The following is a 14,173-nucleotide window of genomic DNA, read 5'->3' on the forward strand; positions in this document are numbered from 1 at the left end:
ACCGCTAGCGAGCGCGGCGGGTCGGCGCGTTGAAATCGGCGGGCTTGTTGGCGATCCAGCGGAGAAAGGGTGCGAGCGCCGGCAGCGCGCGCACGGCTTCCATGTCGGCCAAGCGGGCGAGGGTGGTGTTGTCCGCAGCGACGTGGATCGCGCGGTGGCAGATCGGGTTCACCGGCATGGTTTGCGTGCCACCCTTGCTCTTGGGCACCACGTGGTGCCACTCGGTCCGGGTGCCGAGGGGACGCCCACATAAGGCGCAGGCAACCGGCGGTGGCGCTGCCATCCGTGCCTCTGCCTCCGCAACAGCGATCTTGCGCTTCACCCGTCCCATCACCGCCCCATGTAGTGTCTCCGGCTGCCGCTTGCAGCGCGCGGTGCAATCGGCTTAACAACGGCTAAGTCAGCCGGCTTACGATCGGCGGCACGAGGAGATGATGCATGGCCGGACCCCATCCTTTGTTTGATCTAACGGGCAAGGTCGCGCTGATCACCGGGGGCTCACGCGGGCTGGGGCGGGAAATGGCGTTGGCCTTTGCCGACGCGGGCGCGGATGTGATCGTCTCCAGCCGGAAGGCGGAAGCCTGCGAAGCCGTGGTGGCGGAGATCGCGGCAAAGGGGCGACGGGCGGCGGCAATCCCGGCGCATGCGGGCAAGTGGGACGAGATGGACCGGCTGGCGGACGCTGCCTGGGACATGTTCGGCACGCTCGACATCCTTGTCGCCAATGCCGGGATGGGGCCGCTGGTGCCGAGCCACGAGGTGTCCGAGGCGCTGTTCGACAGCGTGGTCGGCCTGAACTTCAAAGGGCCGTTCCGGCTGATGGCGAACATCGCCAACCGCATGGCGCAGGGCGAGGGCGGCACGATCCTGGCGACGTCCTCGATTGCGTCGCTGCGTCCGACGCCGATGGTGGTGCCTTATGCCGGTGCCAAGGCGGCGCTGAACGCGATGGTTTCCAGCATGGCGCATGAATATGGGCCCAAGGTGCGCGTCAATGCGATCGCCGCCGGGCCGTTTCTCACCGACATCTCCAAGGCATGGACCGAGGAAGCGCGCGAGAAGACCGACAGCGCATCGGGGCGCCCAGGCCGCCCGGAAGAGATCGTGACGAGCGCGCTTTACCTCGCGAGCCCGTCGTCGAGCTTCGTCACCGGCACGGTGATCCGCTGCGACGGTGGCTGCTGATGGCCGCGGATCTGGAAGGCAGCGCGGTTGACGCAGCCTGGCTGACGACGCGCTTGCGGGGTGCGGGCGTGCTGCGCGAGGCGAGCGTAACGTCCGTGGAAGCCACGCCGGTGGGCGTCGGGATGCTCGGCGACTCGATCCGCTTCGTGGTGAAATATGACGGCGACGAGAGGGCGCCGGGATCGTTCGTCGGCAAGTTCGCCAGCGCCAATCCGACCAGCCGACAGACCGGCGCTGGCTTTGGTCTCTACGAACGCGAGGTCGGTTTCTACCGCCATGTCGCGGATACGGTGGCGATCCGCTCGCCGAAGTGCGTCTCGATCGAACATGATCCGGCGGACGGCACGTTCGCGCTGCTGATGGAGGATCTGACCCCTGCGCGATCGGGCAACCAGCTGACCGGCTGCGGCCTTGCGGATGCCGAGCGCGCGATGGAGCAGGCCGCAGCGCTGCACGGTCCGCGCTGGAATGACGCGACGCTGCGCGAGCACGCCTTTCTCGACACCAGCGGCGCGCGCGATTTCGTGGTCAACGTCTTCCCGGACTGCCTGGCCGAGTTCCACCGCCGCTACGATGGCGTGCTGGAGCCCGAATATATGGCGGTGTGCGATCGCTATGGTGCGCTGCTCGCCAATGCGCCCGTGCCGCAGCCTGCCAACTTCACGCTGACCCACGGCGATTTCCGGCTCGACAACATGCTGTTCGACGCGCGCGATGGCGAGGTGCCGCTGGCGGTGCTTGACTGGCAGTCGCCGTCGATCGGGCTGGGGGCGGTGGACGTCGCCTATTTTCTCGGAATGGCGCTGTCGATCGAGGATCGACGCGCGCACGAGCGGCATCTGCTCGACTATTATCTGGAGCAGCTGCGCGGCTATGGCGTCAGCGATTATGGCTATGATGATCTCTATCGCGACTATCGGTTAACGTTGCTGTCGGGCGTATCAACGGCGGTGTTCGCGTCGGCCTCAACCAAGCGTACCGAGCGGGGTGATGCGATGTTCCTGGCCATGGCGCGCGGGGGATGCGCGCAGGCGATCGATTGCGATGCGCTGGCACTGATGGGCTGAGAGAAGGGGACGAGCCTTGGGGGGATTGGTCGCAGCAACAGCGCTGACGCCGCGCGGCGACGGCTATGTCGTCGAGCTCGATCGGGATTGGGAGATCTGGGGCCCGGCAGGGGGCTATATCGCCGCCATCGCGCTGCGCGCCGTGCGTGAGCGCGTCGCGTCGGGGCATCGCCCGGTCACGATCACCGGGCAGTTCGTGCGGGTCGCGCGCTGGGGCGCGCTCGACGTTCGCGTGGACCATATCAAGGAGGGCGCGTCGTCACTTTATGCCGTTACACTGTCGCAGGATGCGCGACCGGTGTTCCTGGCGCAGATCTGGACCACCTCGCGCGCTGACCCGTCGATCGCGCTGACACCGATGTTTCCCGACGTTCCCGGGCCCGAGGGCCTGCGCGATCAGGATGCGATTGCCGCGGAGCGGGGGATTTCGACCAATCGGTTCTGGAGCAACCTGGAAGGTCGCCCGGTGCACTTCCGGCTACACAGCGACCCGCCCGCGCCGGTGCCGCAACAGTATCGCTGGATGCGGTTTCGCGACTGGCCGGAGGCCGGCGCCGACGATCTGTTCTTTGACGCGATGCGCAGCGCGCTGCTGATCGATCTGGGCATCTGGCCCGGGCATTGGCACCGGTTGACCGAGTCCGCGCCGTACCTCGCGCCCTCGCTTGACCTGACCGTCTATTTCCACGGAAGCCAGCCGGCGGGCGGCTGGCTATTGAGCGAGGCGGACAGTGACGTGTCGGGCGACGGGCTGATCAGCGGACGCGTGCGCATGTGGAGCGAAGATGGCCGGCCGCTAGCGACGGGCAGCGGGCACTGCCTGGTGACGGTGCCCAAGCCACGATGACGCTGGCGCTCTCGGCGAGCGCCTAGCCGGCAGCCCTGGGCAGCCACGCCGTGATGATCTCGTTGACTGCCTCCGGCGCTTCCTGCTGCACCCAGTGGGAGACACCCGGCAGGCGGCGGATGGTGAGGTCCTTCACGTAGCGATCGGTGCCGTTGAGCGTTTCCAGCCCGAGCGCCTTGTCCTCTTCGCCCCAGACGATCAGCGTCGGCACGTCCACCTTGCCATCGCCGGTCTCCATGGCGCCCCGGTTGCGCAGGGCGGCGCGATACCAATTGATCATTGCGGTGAGCGCGCCGGGGCGCTGCGCCGCCTTGGCGTAGACGTCGAGCACCGCGTCGGGGAAGCGGCTCTTGTCGACCGCCATGCCGCGGAACGCGTCGCGGATCCCCTGCGCGTCGTTGCGGCCGAGCGACCATTCGGGCAGGAAGGGAAGCTGGAAAAAGGCGATGTACCAGCTGCGCTTGCGCTGCGGTCCGTGCTTTAGCGCTTCGGCGAAGCAGGCGGGGTGGGGGAGGTTCATCACCACCAGTCGCTCGATCGGGCGCGTTTTCCAGATCGCGAACAGCCAGGCGATCGCGCCGCCCCAATCGTGCGCCATCAGCGTCAGCTTCTTGGCGCCGCTGGCGTCGAATAGTGCGGCGGCATCCTCGACGATCTGGTCGGCGCGGTAGGCGGCGACGCCCTTCGGCCGGCTGGAAGCGCCGTAGCCGCGCTGGTTGGGCGCCCAGACGCGATAGCCCATCTCCGCCAGCAGCGGCATTTGATAGCGCCAGGAGAAGTTCAGTTCGGGGAAGCCGTGGAGGCACAGGATCAGGTGGTCGCCGCTGCCGGCCTCGGCGACCTCGAAGACGCGGCCGTTGGCGGCGACTTCGCGAATGGTGATGCCGCTGCCGGCGGGTGGGGACCAACTGGGTGTCATGCAACGGCTCCTTCCGCCGCGGCGGCGGCGTAGCGATGCAGGTTCGGCTGGCCCGTCCAGGCGGTCTGGCCACCATCCGCGACGAACGCAGCACCGGTGACATAGGATGCGGCATCGGAGGCGAGGAAGGCGATGACCTCGGCCATTTCCTCCGGCGTGCCGGCGCGGCCCATCGGGATGGTATCGTGCCAGCCGGCTTCGAGGCCTGGGATCGTCTTGGCACTGGCGGTGAGCGGCGTGGCGATGAGGCCGGGGCAGAGGCAGTTCACGCGGATGCCCTCGCGGGCATGATCGACCGCGAGGCTGCGCGTGTAGTTGATGACGCCGGCCTTGGCGGCATTGTAGGCGGTGAGGCCATAGTCGCCGGCAAGGCCGGAGATCGAGGCGGTGTTGACGATCGCCGTGGCCCGGCCCGTCATGTGCGGGATGGCGGCGCGGCACGCGTAGAAGACGGCGTTGAGGTCAATCGCGATCACGCGTTCCCAGGTTTCGGGCTCCAGATCGGGGGTGCGGCCAAAGCAGCCGATGCCGGCATTGTTGACCAGGATGTCGAGCGTTCCGTGCGCTTCCACCGTGCGCGCGACCATCGCCTCCACAGCCGCGCGATCGGCTACGTCGACCGTCAGGGCGAGACCACCGGTTTCCGCTGCGATCGACTCCGCGGCTTCGGTCACCAGATCGGCGACGACCACCCTTGCGCCTTCGCGCGCCATCAGGCGTGCCGTCGCCGCGCCGATCCCGGAGCCGCCGCCGGTGATCAGCGCCACCTTGTCCTTGAACCGCATCCTGCTCTCTCCTCGTGTGCGGGCCGGTTGATTCGGCGCGCGCTTCAGGCCATCATAACTTTCGTTATGGCTGCGGGAAGAGGGCGGCCGGGGAGAGGAACATGGCGGAGAGGAAGCGCGCTTGTATCATCGGCGCGGGATGCTCGGGCTTCACGACCGCAAAGCGGCTGAAGGACAAGGGGATTCCGTTCGATTGCTTCGAGATGTCGGACGATATCGGCGGCAATTGGTATTACAAGAATCCCAACGGGAAGTCGGCTTGCTACCAGTCGCTGCACATCGATACGTCGAAATGGCGGCTGGCGTTCGAGGATTATGCGGTGCCGGCCGACTGGCCAGATTTCCCCAGCCACGCGCAGCTTTGGCAATATTTCCGCGACTATGTCGATCACTTCGGGCTGCGGCCGCTGATCACCTTCAACACCGCGGTGACGAAGGCAGAGCGCCAGGCTGGCGGCGGATGGCAAATAACGCTGTCGACCGGTGAGACGCGCGAGTACGAGACACTGCTCGTGTGCAACGGGCACCATTGGGACCCGAACGTGCCGAGCTATCCCGGCAGTTTCGACAATCCGCATTTCCACGTCCACAGCTATCGCGATCCTTATGATCCGGTCGATCTGCGCGGCAAGAACGTCGTCGTGGTCGGCATGGGCAATTCCGCGATGGATGTCGCCAGCGAGCTGTCGCAGCGGCACTTGGCCAAGAACCTGTGGGTCTCGGCCCGCCGTGGCGTGTGGGTGCTCCCCAAGATGGCGGGCGGCAAGCCGATGGACAAATCCGCCATGCCGACGTGGATGCCGCGCAAGTTGGGGAAGGCGCTGGCTCGCCGCGTGATCAAGAAGATGGTGGGGCGGATGGAGGATTACGGCCTGCCGAAGCCCGATCACGAACCACTCGACGCCCATCCCAGCGTTTCCGGCGAGTTCCTGACGCGCGCGAGCTGCGGCGACATCAAGTTCAAGCCGAACGTCAAGGCGCTGGAGGGAACGCGTGTCCGCTTCGAGGACGATAGCGTCGAGGAAGTGGACGCGATCATCTACGCCACCGGCTACAAGATCAGCTTCCCGTTCTTCGATGATCCCAAGCTGCTGCCCGACGCGCAGAACCGCTTCCCGCTGTTCAAGCGCATGGTGATCCCCGGCATCCACGACCTGTTCTTCATGGGGCTGGCACAGCCCTTGCCGACGCTGGTGAACTTCGCGGAACAGCAGTCGAAGCTGGTCGCCGGCTTCATGACGGGGCGGTACGCGCTACCGTCCGTCGCGGACATGGAGCGGATCACCAAGGAGGACGAAGATCGCGAACTCGGCGATTATTACAAGTCGCAGCGGCACACGATCCAGGTCGACTTCGCGCGCTACGTCGCGGATCTTCACAAGGAAATCGCCAAGGGCGAACGCCGCGCGCAAGCACAGGCGGGGAAGCGGGCGGCATGACCGACACGCTGGTGCGTCCCTCCGCATCACCAACCATGCTCGACGCCGATGATCGTGCGGCGCTGGTCGACAGCGTCCGTCGATTGCTCGCCGACCGCTGCGCTGAGGCTGATGTGCGGCGCATCATGGACAGTGAGAGCGGGCATGATCCCGCGCTATGGCAAGCGCTGGGGGAGCTGGGCGTGATCGGGCTGGTCGCGCCGGAAGCTGCGGGTGGAGCGGGGCTGGGACCGATCGAGCTTGGGCTGGTGATGGAAGAGGCGGGGGCCGTGTTGCTGCCCGCGCCGCTCATCTCGGCCGCGATCGCGGCGACGCTGGCGCCGGATTTGCCGGGGCTGGTCGACGGCTCACGGATTGCCGCCGTCGCCTTCGTCGGCTGCCATGACTGGACCGGGCGGAGCGACGTTCGGCTGGACGGCGACCGACTGACCGGCACGGCGCGCTTCGTGCCCGATGCGGCGATCGCCGACGTGATCATCGTGGCGAGCGACGAGGGCGTCTTCGCGGTCGAGCACAGCGATGTTGCGGTGACGCCGTTGCCGGTCTTCGATCGTACGCGGCGGATGGCGGATGTCTCCTTCCGCGGGCCCGCGACGCGGATCGGCGGTACGTCGCGCATCAAGGCGGCGCGTGATCTCGGCATTGTCGCGCTGGCCGGCGAGCAGGCCGGCGGAGCGCGCCGGATGCTGGAAATCACCGTCGCTTATGCCACCGATCGCCACCAGTTCGGCCGGGCGATCGGCAGCTTCCAGGCGATCAAGCACATGGCGGCGGACCTGTTGCTGGAAAGCGAATCCGCCACGTCCGCGGCACGCGATGCGGCGCGGCAGTTGGCGGAAGCGACGCCCACCGCGGACGCAGCGATCGCGCTCGCCGCCTTCGCCTGCGCCGATGCCTTTGTGCGCGTGGCGAAGGACGGGATCCAGATGCACGGCGGCATCGCCTTCACCTGGGAACATCCTGCCCATCTTTACCTCCGCCGCGCGCGATCGGGGGCGCAGCTGTTCGGTGACAGCAACCTTTGGCGCGAGAATTACATCACGGCGCTGGAGGCGCAGGCATGAGCATGACCGACGAACAGCTCCAGGCCGAGATCGAGGCGTGGCTCGCGGCAAACTGGAAGGGCGTGCCGGCGCATACCGAAAGCTTCGGCCGCGATCCGCGCAGCGAATGGCTGGCCAAGGTGCGCGATGCGGGATGGGCCGTGCCGCGCTGGTCGGCTGAATGGCAGGGCCGCGGCCTTTCCAACGACCAGGCCAAAATCGTTGAGCGCGCCTTTGCGAAGGTCGGCGCGCCCGGAGCGGGGCAGGACCGGTCGAACCTCTGGGCCAATACCGCGCTTGCCCATGCGACGGAGAGCTTCAAGCGCACCATCGTGCCGCAGTTGCTGGCCGGTGAGGTCGGCATGTGCCTGCTGTATTCCGAGCCGGGCGCCGGATCGGATCTCGCGGCGGTGCGCACGCGCGCCGACAAGGTGGACGGTGGCTGGCGGGTCACCGGGCAGAAGGTGTGGACCAGCGGCGCCCGGGTCGCTGACTATGGCATGCTGATCGCCCGCACCGACTGGGACGTGCCCAAGCATCGCGGCATCAGCTTCTTCTTCCTGCCGATGAAGCAGGAAGGGGTGGAGGTGCGCCCGCTGCGCCAGATCACCGATGAGGCGCACTTCAACGAAGTGTTTATCGACAATGCCTTCATCCCGGAGGAGAATCTGCTCGGGCCGCTGAACGGCGGCTGGGGCGTGCTGCAGACCGCGCTCGCCTACGAACGATCCGTGATGGGCGATGCGGCTCGCGGGCCGCGCTCGGGCGCGGGCGGGCCCAAGGGCGATGATGCGCTGCTCGGCCTGGCGCGCGAGGCGGGGCGGCTGGGCGATCCGGTCGTGCGGCAGGATGTGGCGCAGGTGATCGCCTGGCGGGTGCTGAACAAGCTCAACACCGCGCGCGCCAAGGCGGAACTGGCGCAGGGCACGTCCTCCCCGATCATGTCGCTCGGCAAGCTCGCAATGAGCCGGATCCTGCATGAGGAAGCGCGCGTGCGCACGATGCTGCTCGGGCCGGAAAGCCTGCTGGAAGGGCCGGATCATCCGCGCGCGGAGGATGCGAACTTCCTGACTCTCAACGCCTATTTCACCTCGATCGGCGGCGGCACGGACCAGATCCAGCGCAACATCATCGGCGAGCGTGTGTTGGGCTTGCCCAAGGAGCCGGAAGTCGATCGTACCATACCGTTCCGCGAGGTGCGGGCAGGCTAGACTTACGCACCAAGGCAGGCGGGGGATGGAGCACGCCAGAGGCTCCGCCACCCGCCTCGCTGCATCAGGAGAGGATAGATGAGCAGGGCGATTTACATCACCGGCGGTGCCTCCGGCATCGGCCTGGCCGCCGCACGCCGCTTCGCGCGGGAAGGCTGGACCGTCGGGATCGGCGATATCGACGAGATCGGCATGCGCCGTGCGGGCGAGGAGCTGGGCGCCTTTACCGTGCCGCTGGACGTGCGCGATCGTGCGCAATGGGCCGCCGCGCTGGACGCCTTCGCCAAGCATGCCGGCAAGATCGACGTGCTGCTGAACAACGCGGGCATCGCCCGCTACGGCATGTTCGAGGAAGTAACGCCGGAAGAATCTGACCTACAGGTCGACATCAACGTGAAGGGCGTGATCAACGGCGCCTATGCCGCGCTCGAACACCTGAAGAAGACCCGCGGGCGGCTGGTGAATGTGGCGTCTGTTGCGGGCATCGTCGGCTCGCCGGGGCTCGCAGTCTATTCGGCTACGAAGCACGCCGTGCGCGGGCTTTCCGAGGCGCTCGACGCGGAGTTCACCCGGCACGGCATCGACGTCACGTGCGTGATGCCGTTTTTCGTGGAAACGCCGATCCTCGATGCGGGATCGAAGGGCAGCAACCGCACTATTCGCGACGCGATCGGCCAGTCGCCCGTCTATACCGTAGGGGAGGCGGCGAACGTCGTCTGGCAAGCGACGCACGGACGCGAGCGGGAATATATTGTCGGCAAGGCGGGCAGGCAGGCGAGTTTCGCGCGCCGCTTCATGCCCAATCGGCTGCGCAAGCGGATGAAGGCTGCGTTCGCCTCTTAAGCGGCGACCGCGGGCGGCGGCGTTTTCGGCTTGTAGGCGCAGAGGTCCACGACGGGGCAGCGCCAGCATTCCGGCCGCCGCGCCTTGCAGATGTAGCGGCCGTGCAGGATCAGCCAGTGATGTGCGTGGAGGCGGAACGGCTGACGCACCGCTTTCTCCAGCTTCAGCTCCACGGCCAGCGGTGTCTTGCCCCTAGCGAGGCCAGTGCGGTTGCACACGCGGAAGAGGTGCGTGTCGACTGCGAAGGTCTCCGCGCCGAACGCCACGTTCATGACCACGTTCGCGGTCTTTCGCCCGACGCCCGCTAGCTTCTCCAGCGCATCGCGCTCGCCGGGTACGACGCCATCATGATGATCGATCAGCGCCTGGCTCAGGGCGATCACATTCTTGGCTTTGCTGTTGAATAGGCCAATCGTCTTGATGTGCTCCTTGAGCCCTTCCTCGCCGAGTGCCACCATCTGTGCGGGTGTGGTCACTTCCGCGAACAAGCGGCGCGTCGCCTTGTTAACGCCGGCATCGGTTGCCTGCGCCGACAGCACCACGGCGACCAGCAACTGATAGGTGTTGCCGGATTCGAGCTCCGTCTCCGGGTGCGGATTGGCTTCGGCGAGGCGTCTGAAAAAGTCGAAGACGTCCGCCTTCTTCAAAGCCCAAGCACCTCCGCCATGCTGTAGCGACCGGCCGGCTTGCCGGCGAGCCACAGGGCGGCCTTGACCGCGCCGCGCGCGAAGATCGAGCGGTCCTCGCCGCGATGGCCAAGCTCGATCCGCTCGCCTTCGCCGGCGAACACGACCTGATGGTCGCCGATCACGGTGCCGCCGCGTAGCGACGAGAACCCGATGGTCCCCTCGGTACGTGCGCCGACCAGCCCTGCGCGCCCATCAACGCGCTCTTCATTCAGCGTCGTGCCACGGCCGCGCGCCGCCGCTTCGCCGAGCAGCAAGGCGGTGCCCGATGGGGCGTCAACCTTGTGACGATGATGCATCTCCACGATCTCGATATCCCATTCGGGGCCAAGCCGCTGGGCCGCCTGCTCCACGAGGATGCCGAGCAAGGTGACACCCAGCGAGGTGTTGCCGGTCTGCAGCACGGCGACGGTCTCTGCCGCGCGGTCGATCAGGGCGTGATGCGTGGGGCTGAGACCCGTGGTGCCGATGACGAGGGGGGTGCCGGCAGCCACTGCCGCGGCCAGATGCGCCTCCAGCGCCGTCGGCGTCGAGAAATCCACAAGGACGTCGGCGTGATGCGCCAGCGGAACGGGATCCTCGCGTGCGTCCACGCCGCCAGCAATCGAAGCGCCCTCGTCAGGGGCGATGGTGGCGATGACGCGACCCATCCGCCCCGCGCTTCCGTAGATGCCGATCGCGGTCATGCGTTTCCCTTATCGCTTGTGTCGCGCCCCGATACCGCCCGACACCATCTGCGTCGAGTGGCCGACATGCGCCAACGTCGCGCGCTGCGACGTCATGCTCTATCGTCGCTGGCATGAACGACGAACGCAGCATCATGATCCTCACCGGCGCGGGTATTTCGGCAGAAAGCGGGCTTGCCACGTTTCGCGGCCCAGGCGGGCTTTGGGAAGGGCACCGGGTGGAGGATATCTGCACCCCGGGGGCGCTCGCGGCAGATCCCGCGCTTGTGCACCGCTTCTACGATTTGCGGCGGGCGGCGCTGGCCGATGTGGCGCCCAATGCCGCGCATCAGGCGCTCGCGCGGTTAGATGCGGGCTGGCCGGGCGCGTTGCTGATTGTCACGCAGAATGTGGACGACCTGCATGAGCGCGCCGGTGCCAAGCGACTGCTGCACATGCATGGCGAATTGCGCTCGGCGCTATGCGCCGCGTGTGGCGACCGGGTGAGCTGGTGCGACCCACTGCCACCGGGCGCTCCCTGCGGGGCATGCAGGGAGCCAGCGCTGCGCCCAGATATCGTCTTCTTTGGCGAGATGCCCTACCATATGGAGCGGATCGAAGAGGCGCTTTCGCGGTGTGACCTGTTCGTGTCGATCGGCACGTCGGGCGCGGTTTACCCGGCGGCGGGCTTTGTGCAGCTGGCGCGCCATTATGGCGCGGAGACGCTGGAGCTGAACCTGGAGCCATCGGCAGGCAGCGACTGGTTCGCCGAGAGCCGGTTCGGCCCGGCCAGCGCGCTCGTCCCGGCGTGGGTGGACGAGCTGCTGGCTACTTAGTCCACCCAGTCGAGGCCGATGTCGCGATAAACGCCGCGATCCTCGTCCCAGCCGGGCTTCACCTTCACGTGAAGGTAGAGGTGCACCGGACGGTCAAGCAGAACGGCCAGTTCGGCGCGCGCTCGGGCGCCGATTTCCTTGATGCGGGTGCCGCCCTTGCCGAGCACGATGGCGCGCTGGGTGGGGCGCTCCACGAGGATCTGCTGGTGGATTTCCGCTGCGCCGTCCGCGCGTTCAAGAAACTTTTCGGTTTCAACCGTGGCGGCATAGGGAAGCTCGGCGTGGAGCTGGAGATAGAGTTGCTCGCGCGTGACTTCGGCAGCGAGCGTGCGCTCGCTGGCGTCGGAGACCTGATCCTCCGGGAAGTGCCAGGGCCCCTCGGGCATGGCAGCGGCAAGGTCGCGCTTCAGCTCGGCGAGGCCATCGCCGGTCGCGGCGCTGATGAAGTAGGTTTCGGCGAACGAGACGAGCGCGTTCAGCTTCTCCGCGTGAAGGAGCAGCTTGGGCTTGTCGGCGAGATCGACCTTGTTGAGGATCAGGAACTTGCGCTCCGGGCGATCGGCAATTCGCTCTGCAATATCAGTGACTTTGGGGCCAAGCCCGCCCTTTGCGTCGACCACCAGAGCGAGCACGTCGGCGCCCTCCGCGCCGCTCCAGGCGGCGGCGACCATGGCGCGGTCGAGGCGGCGCTTGGGGTCAAAGATGCCGGGGGTGTCGACCAGGAGGAGTTGCGCGTCGTCTTCCATCGCAACGCCCAAGAGGCGCGTGCGGGTGGTTTGCGCCTTGGGGCTGACGATCGCCACTTTCTGGCCGACCAGTGCGTTGACGAGCGTGGACTTTCCGGCGTTGGGGGCGCCGAGAACGGCGACGAGGCCGCAGCGGGTCATGCGAATTCCTTTAACGATGCGGGCGCGGTTGAAACTGCCGGGCGCATGAAAATGAGGGTGAGAAGCGGGGCGATTTGGCCGCGTGGAGAATGTCTGCGGATCACGCGCGGCCTTCTACCGGAGAAAATTGGCCGCGAACACTCATGTGCTGGCCAGCATCATCCCCTGCGCGATTTTTTGGCCGGCACAGCGAAGCTGACTTCGCGCAGCAGCATTTCGGCCGCGGCGGTTTCCGCCTCCTGCTTGCTGCCGCCTTCCGCCGTGCTTTCGGCGAGCTTCGGTATCGCGGCCTTCACGGTGAAGCGCGGCGCATGGCCGGGGCCGGAGCGGTCGACGACTTCATAGACCGGCGGCTTGCGATTGTTGGCGGCGGCCCATTCCTGGAGCGCGGATTTGGGATGCTGCGGCGCCGCCGATTCGGCGTGAAGCCGGCCTTCCCACAAACGGCGCACGGCCGCCCGTGCGGGATCGAGGCCAGCCTCGCGGTACAAAGCGCCGAGCAGCGCCTCCAGCACGTCGCCCAAGATGTTGTCGCTGTCGCTGGCGCCGTCGTCGCGCGCCTGCTTGCCGAGGCGCAGGTGAGCGGGGACGCCGATGTCGCGCGCGATGTCGGCGCAGACCGCGCCGGTGACCAGCGCGTTGAAGCGTTTGGACAGCGCCCCCTCCGGCTCCTCCGGGAAGGTCTCGTAGAGCCATTCCGCCATGGAAAGGCCAAGCACGCGATCGCCGAGGAATTCGAGCCGCTCGTAATGCGTGTCTCCCCGGCTGGCGTGGGTGAGCGCGCGTTCCCAATCGGCGAGATCGCCGGGCGCGTGATCAAAGGTGCGCCCGATCCAGCTGGCGAGATCAGTCAAAGCCACCTCCGATCCGATCCCAGCGCGCGGCCGTGACCCACGTCCACGGGAGCAGCCAATTGGCCGAGCCATCAGTGGACCAGAAGATGATCACCGCCTTGCCCTGCACCCGTTCCAGCGGGATGAAGCCCATGCCCTGCGGCTGGCCCGGCAGCGCTTCGTCCGCGGAGGGGAAGCGGCTGTCGGCGGAGTCGTCGCGATTGTCGCCCATCAGGAAGACGTTGCCGGCCGGCACGGTGAAGACCTGGGTATCGTCCGCGTCGGGAATGTAGCGCTGATCGAGCACTTCATAGCTGCGGCCGCCGGGCAGCGTTTCGCGGAAGCGCGGGATACGGCAGGTGGCGCCCTCCGGCGCGGGGGCGACGAATTCCGCCTCGCAATGCCGCTGATCGAAATTGGGCGAAAGCGGGACGACGAAGTCGGCGATGCGCTGCTTGGCGATCGCCTGGCCGTTCAGGAACAACTGGCCGCGGCGCATCTGGATCGTATCCCCGGGGAGGCCGATGACACGCTTGATCACGTCATGATCATCCTCGCCCTTTGAGCGAAAGACCACCGTGTCGCCACGCGCCGGCACGCTGCCGAACAGGCGCCCAGATACAGGCGGCACGCCGAACGGCATCGACCAGCGCGAATAGCCGTAGTTCCATTTGGAGATGAACAGATAGTCGCCGATCAGCAGCCGCGGAAGCATCGACTCCGAGGGAATCGAGAAGGGCGCAAAGACGAAGCTGCGGAACAGCCAGACGATGATCGCCAGCTTCAACAGAAAGCGGATCGTTTCGCTGGTTTCAGACCGCGGCTTGGCGGGGCTGGTCGCGGGCTTGGCGGTGGATGGTTCGGCCATGATCGGCGGCGTCGCCGATGGCGTGCGGCTCGTCAAGCGGCAGGAGTGCGAGCGGCCGG

Annotated in this window: 16 protein-coding genes; 8 read left to right on the forward strand and 8 right to left on the reverse strand. The window is 67.0% G+C overall.

Going from position 1 to position 14,173, the window contains the following annotated elements; all coding sequences use genetic code 11:
- Positions 1–4: 4 nt before the first annotated feature.
- Entirely contained in the window at positions 5–283 is a 279-nt protein-coding gene (locus SPMU_RS13885) for an HNH endonuclease (protein ID WP_088334733.1), read from the reverse strand.
- Positions 284–438: 155 nt separating this feature from the next.
- Between SPMU_RS13885 and SPMU_RS13890 the strand changes: the two genes are divergently transcribed.
- Genes SPMU_RS13890 through SPMU_RS13900 form a run of 3 tightly spaced genes read left to right on the forward strand, consistent with a single transcriptional unit; the run spans position 439 to position 3,099 of the window.
- Positions 439–1,185, forward strand: a complete 747-nt coding sequence (locus SPMU_RS13890; protein WP_088334525.1) for an SDR family NAD(P)-dependent oxidoreductase — start codon at positions 439–441, stop codon at positions 1,183–1,185.
- Positions 1,185–2,252, forward strand: coding sequence for a phosphotransferase (locus SPMU_RS13895; RefSeq protein WP_088334526.1), 1,068 nt, complete (start codon positions 1,185–1,187; stop codon positions 2,250–2,252). Before SPMU_RS13890 ends, SPMU_RS13895 begins: the two co-directional genes overlap by 1 nt.
- Before the next feature lie 16 nt (positions 2,253–2,268).
- Positions 2,269–3,099, forward strand: a complete 831-nt coding sequence (locus tag SPMU_RS13900) for an acyl-CoA thioesterase (protein WP_088334527.1) — start codon at positions 2,269–2,271, stop codon at positions 3,097–3,099.
- Between the two features lie 22 nt (positions 3,100–3,121).
- On the opposite strand, the gene SPMU_RS13905 is transcribed toward SPMU_RS13900, so the two are convergent.
- Together SPMU_RS13905 and budC are read right to left on the reverse strand one after the other, a co-directional pair.
- Entirely contained in the window at positions 3,122–4,018 is an 897-nt protein-coding gene (locus tag SPMU_RS13905; RefSeq protein ID WP_088334528.1) for an alpha/beta fold hydrolase, read from the reverse strand.
- Positions 4,015–4,803, reverse strand: a complete 789-nt coding sequence (budC, locus tag SPMU_RS13910; protein WP_088334529.1) for a meso-2,3-butanediol dehydrogenase — start codon at positions 4,801–4,803, stop codon at positions 4,015–4,017. Before budC ends, SPMU_RS13905 begins: the two co-directional genes overlap by 4 nt.
- Before the next feature lie 101 nt (positions 4,804–4,904).
- On the opposite strand from budC, the gene SPMU_RS13915 reads away from it, so the two are divergent.
- The 4 genes from SPMU_RS13915 to SPMU_RS13930 all read left to right on the forward strand — a co-directional run bounded on the left by SPMU_RS13915 (position 4,905) and on the right by SPMU_RS13930 (position 9,339).
- Positions 4,905–6,242: a flavin-containing monooxygenase gene (locus SPMU_RS13915; protein ID WP_088334530.1), complete on the forward strand. Its 1,338-nt coding sequence runs from the start codon at positions 4,905–4,907 to the stop codon at positions 6,240–6,242.
- Positions 6,239–7,306 carry an acyl-CoA dehydrogenase family protein gene (locus SPMU_RS13920; protein WP_211275812.1) on the forward strand — a complete coding sequence of 356 codons (1,068 nt, stop codon included), beginning with the start codon at positions 6,239–6,241 and terminating at the stop codon, positions 7,304–7,306. Before SPMU_RS13915 ends, SPMU_RS13920 begins: the two co-directional genes overlap by 4 nt.
- Positions 7,303–8,496: an acyl-CoA dehydrogenase family protein gene (locus SPMU_RS13925; protein WP_211275813.1), complete on the forward strand. Its 1,194-nt coding sequence runs from the start codon at positions 7,303–7,305 to the stop codon at positions 8,494–8,496. Before SPMU_RS13920 ends, SPMU_RS13925 begins: the two co-directional genes overlap by 4 nt.
- Positions 8,497–8,574: 78 nt before the next feature.
- Positions 8,575–9,339, forward strand: coding sequence for an SDR family oxidoreductase (locus tag SPMU_RS13930; RefSeq protein WP_088334533.1), 765 nt, complete (start codon positions 8,575–8,577; stop codon positions 9,337–9,339).
- Here SPMU_RS13930 and nth read toward each other — a convergent pair.
- Both nth and dapB read right to left on the reverse strand, forming a co-directional pair.
- Positions 9,336–9,986, reverse strand: a complete 651-nt coding sequence (nth, locus tag SPMU_RS13935) for an endonuclease III (RefSeq protein ID WP_088334534.1) — start codon at positions 9,984–9,986, stop codon at positions 9,336–9,338. The genes SPMU_RS13930 and nth overlap by 4 nt on opposite strands.
- On the reverse strand, positions 9,983–10,711 hold the full coding sequence (gene dapB, locus SPMU_RS13940; RefSeq protein ID WP_088334535.1) for a 4-hydroxy-tetrahydrodipicolinate reductase: 729 nt from the start codon (positions 10,709–10,711) through the stop codon (positions 9,983–9,985). Before dapB ends, nth begins: the two co-directional genes overlap by 4 nt.
- A 113-nt stretch (positions 10,712–10,824) precedes the next feature.
- Between dapB and SPMU_RS13945 the strand changes: the two genes are divergently transcribed.
- Positions 10,825–11,526, forward strand: a complete 702-nt coding sequence (locus SPMU_RS13945) for an NAD-dependent deacylase (protein ID WP_088334536.1) — start codon at positions 10,825–10,827, stop codon at positions 11,524–11,526.
- Here the strand turns inward: SPMU_RS13945 and era are convergent.
- The 3 genes from era to lepB form a co-directional block, all read right to left on the reverse strand.
- Positions 11,523–12,413, reverse strand: coding sequence for a GTPase Era (gene era, locus SPMU_RS13950; RefSeq protein WP_088334537.1), 891 nt, complete (start codon positions 12,411–12,413; stop codon positions 11,523–11,525). The genes SPMU_RS13945 and era overlap by 4 nt on opposite strands.
- Positions 12,414–12,571: 158 nt before the next feature.
- Complete coding sequence (gene rnc / locus SPMU_RS13955; protein WP_245833337.1) at positions 12,572–13,267, reverse strand: ribonuclease III; 696 nt, start codon at positions 13,265–13,267, stop codon at positions 12,572–12,574.
- Positions 13,260–14,114: a signal peptidase I gene (gene lepB / locus SPMU_RS13960; protein ID WP_088334735.1), complete on the reverse strand. Its 855-nt coding sequence runs from the start codon at positions 14,112–14,114 to the stop codon at positions 13,260–13,262. The genes rnc and lepB overlap by 8 nt, the downstream gene beginning before the upstream one ends.
- Between the last annotated feature and the right edge of the window lie 59 nt (positions 14,115–14,173).

The sequence above is a fragment of the Sphingomonas mucosissima genome (genome assembly GCF_002197665.1).
GTDB classification, from domain to species: Bacteria; Pseudomonadota; Alphaproteobacteria; order Sphingomonadales; family Sphingomonadaceae; genus Sphingomonas; species Sphingomonas mucosissima.

Coding starts and splice junctions, on each gene's coding strand:
- SPMU_RS13885 (WP_088334733.1), bottom strand. CDS start 283: ATGGCAGCGCCACCGCCGGTTGCCTGCGCCTTATGTGGGCGTCCCCTC.
- SPMU_RS13890 (WP_088334525.1), top strand. CDS start 439: ATGGCCGGACCCCATCCTTTGTTTGATCTAACGGGCAAGGTCGCGCTG.
- SPMU_RS13895 (WP_088334526.1), top strand. CDS start 1,185: ATGGCCGCGGATCTGGAAGGCAGCGCGGTTGACGCAGCCTGGCTGACG.
- SPMU_RS13905 (WP_088334528.1), bottom strand. CDS start 4,018: ATGACACCCAGTTGGTCCCCACCCGCCGGCAGCGGCATCACCATTCGC.
- budC (WP_088334529.1), bottom strand. CDS start 4,803: ATGCGGTTCAAGGACAAGGTGGCGCTGATCACCGGCGGCGGCTCCGGG.
- SPMU_RS13915 (WP_088334530.1), top strand. CDS start 4,905: ATGGCGGAGAGGAAGCGCGCTTGTATCATCGGCGCGGGATGCTCGGGC.
- SPMU_RS13920 (WP_211275812.1), top strand. CDS start 6,239: ATGACCGACACGCTGGTGCGTCCCTCCGCATCACCAACCATGCTCGAC.
- SPMU_RS13925 (WP_211275813.1), top strand. CDS start 7,303: ATGAGCATGACCGACGAACAGCTCCAGGCCGAGATCGAGGCGTGGCTC.
- SPMU_RS13930 (WP_088334533.1), top strand. CDS start 8,575: ATGAGCAGGGCGATTTACATCACCGGCGGTGCCTCCGGCATCGGCCTG.
- dapB (WP_088334535.1), bottom strand. CDS start 10,711: ATGACCGCGATCGGCATCTACGGAAGCGCGGGGCGGATGGGTCGCGTC.
- SPMU_RS13945 (WP_088334536.1), top strand. CDS start 10,825: ATGAACGACGAACGCAGCATCATGATCCTCACCGGCGCGGGTATTTCG.
- era (WP_088334537.1), bottom strand. CDS start 12,413: ATGACCCGCTGCGGCCTCGTCGCCGTTCTCGGCGCCCCCAACGCCGGA.
- lepB (WP_088334735.1), bottom strand. CDS start 14,114: ATGGCCGAACCATCCACCGCCAAGCCCGCGACCAGCCCCGCCAAGCCG.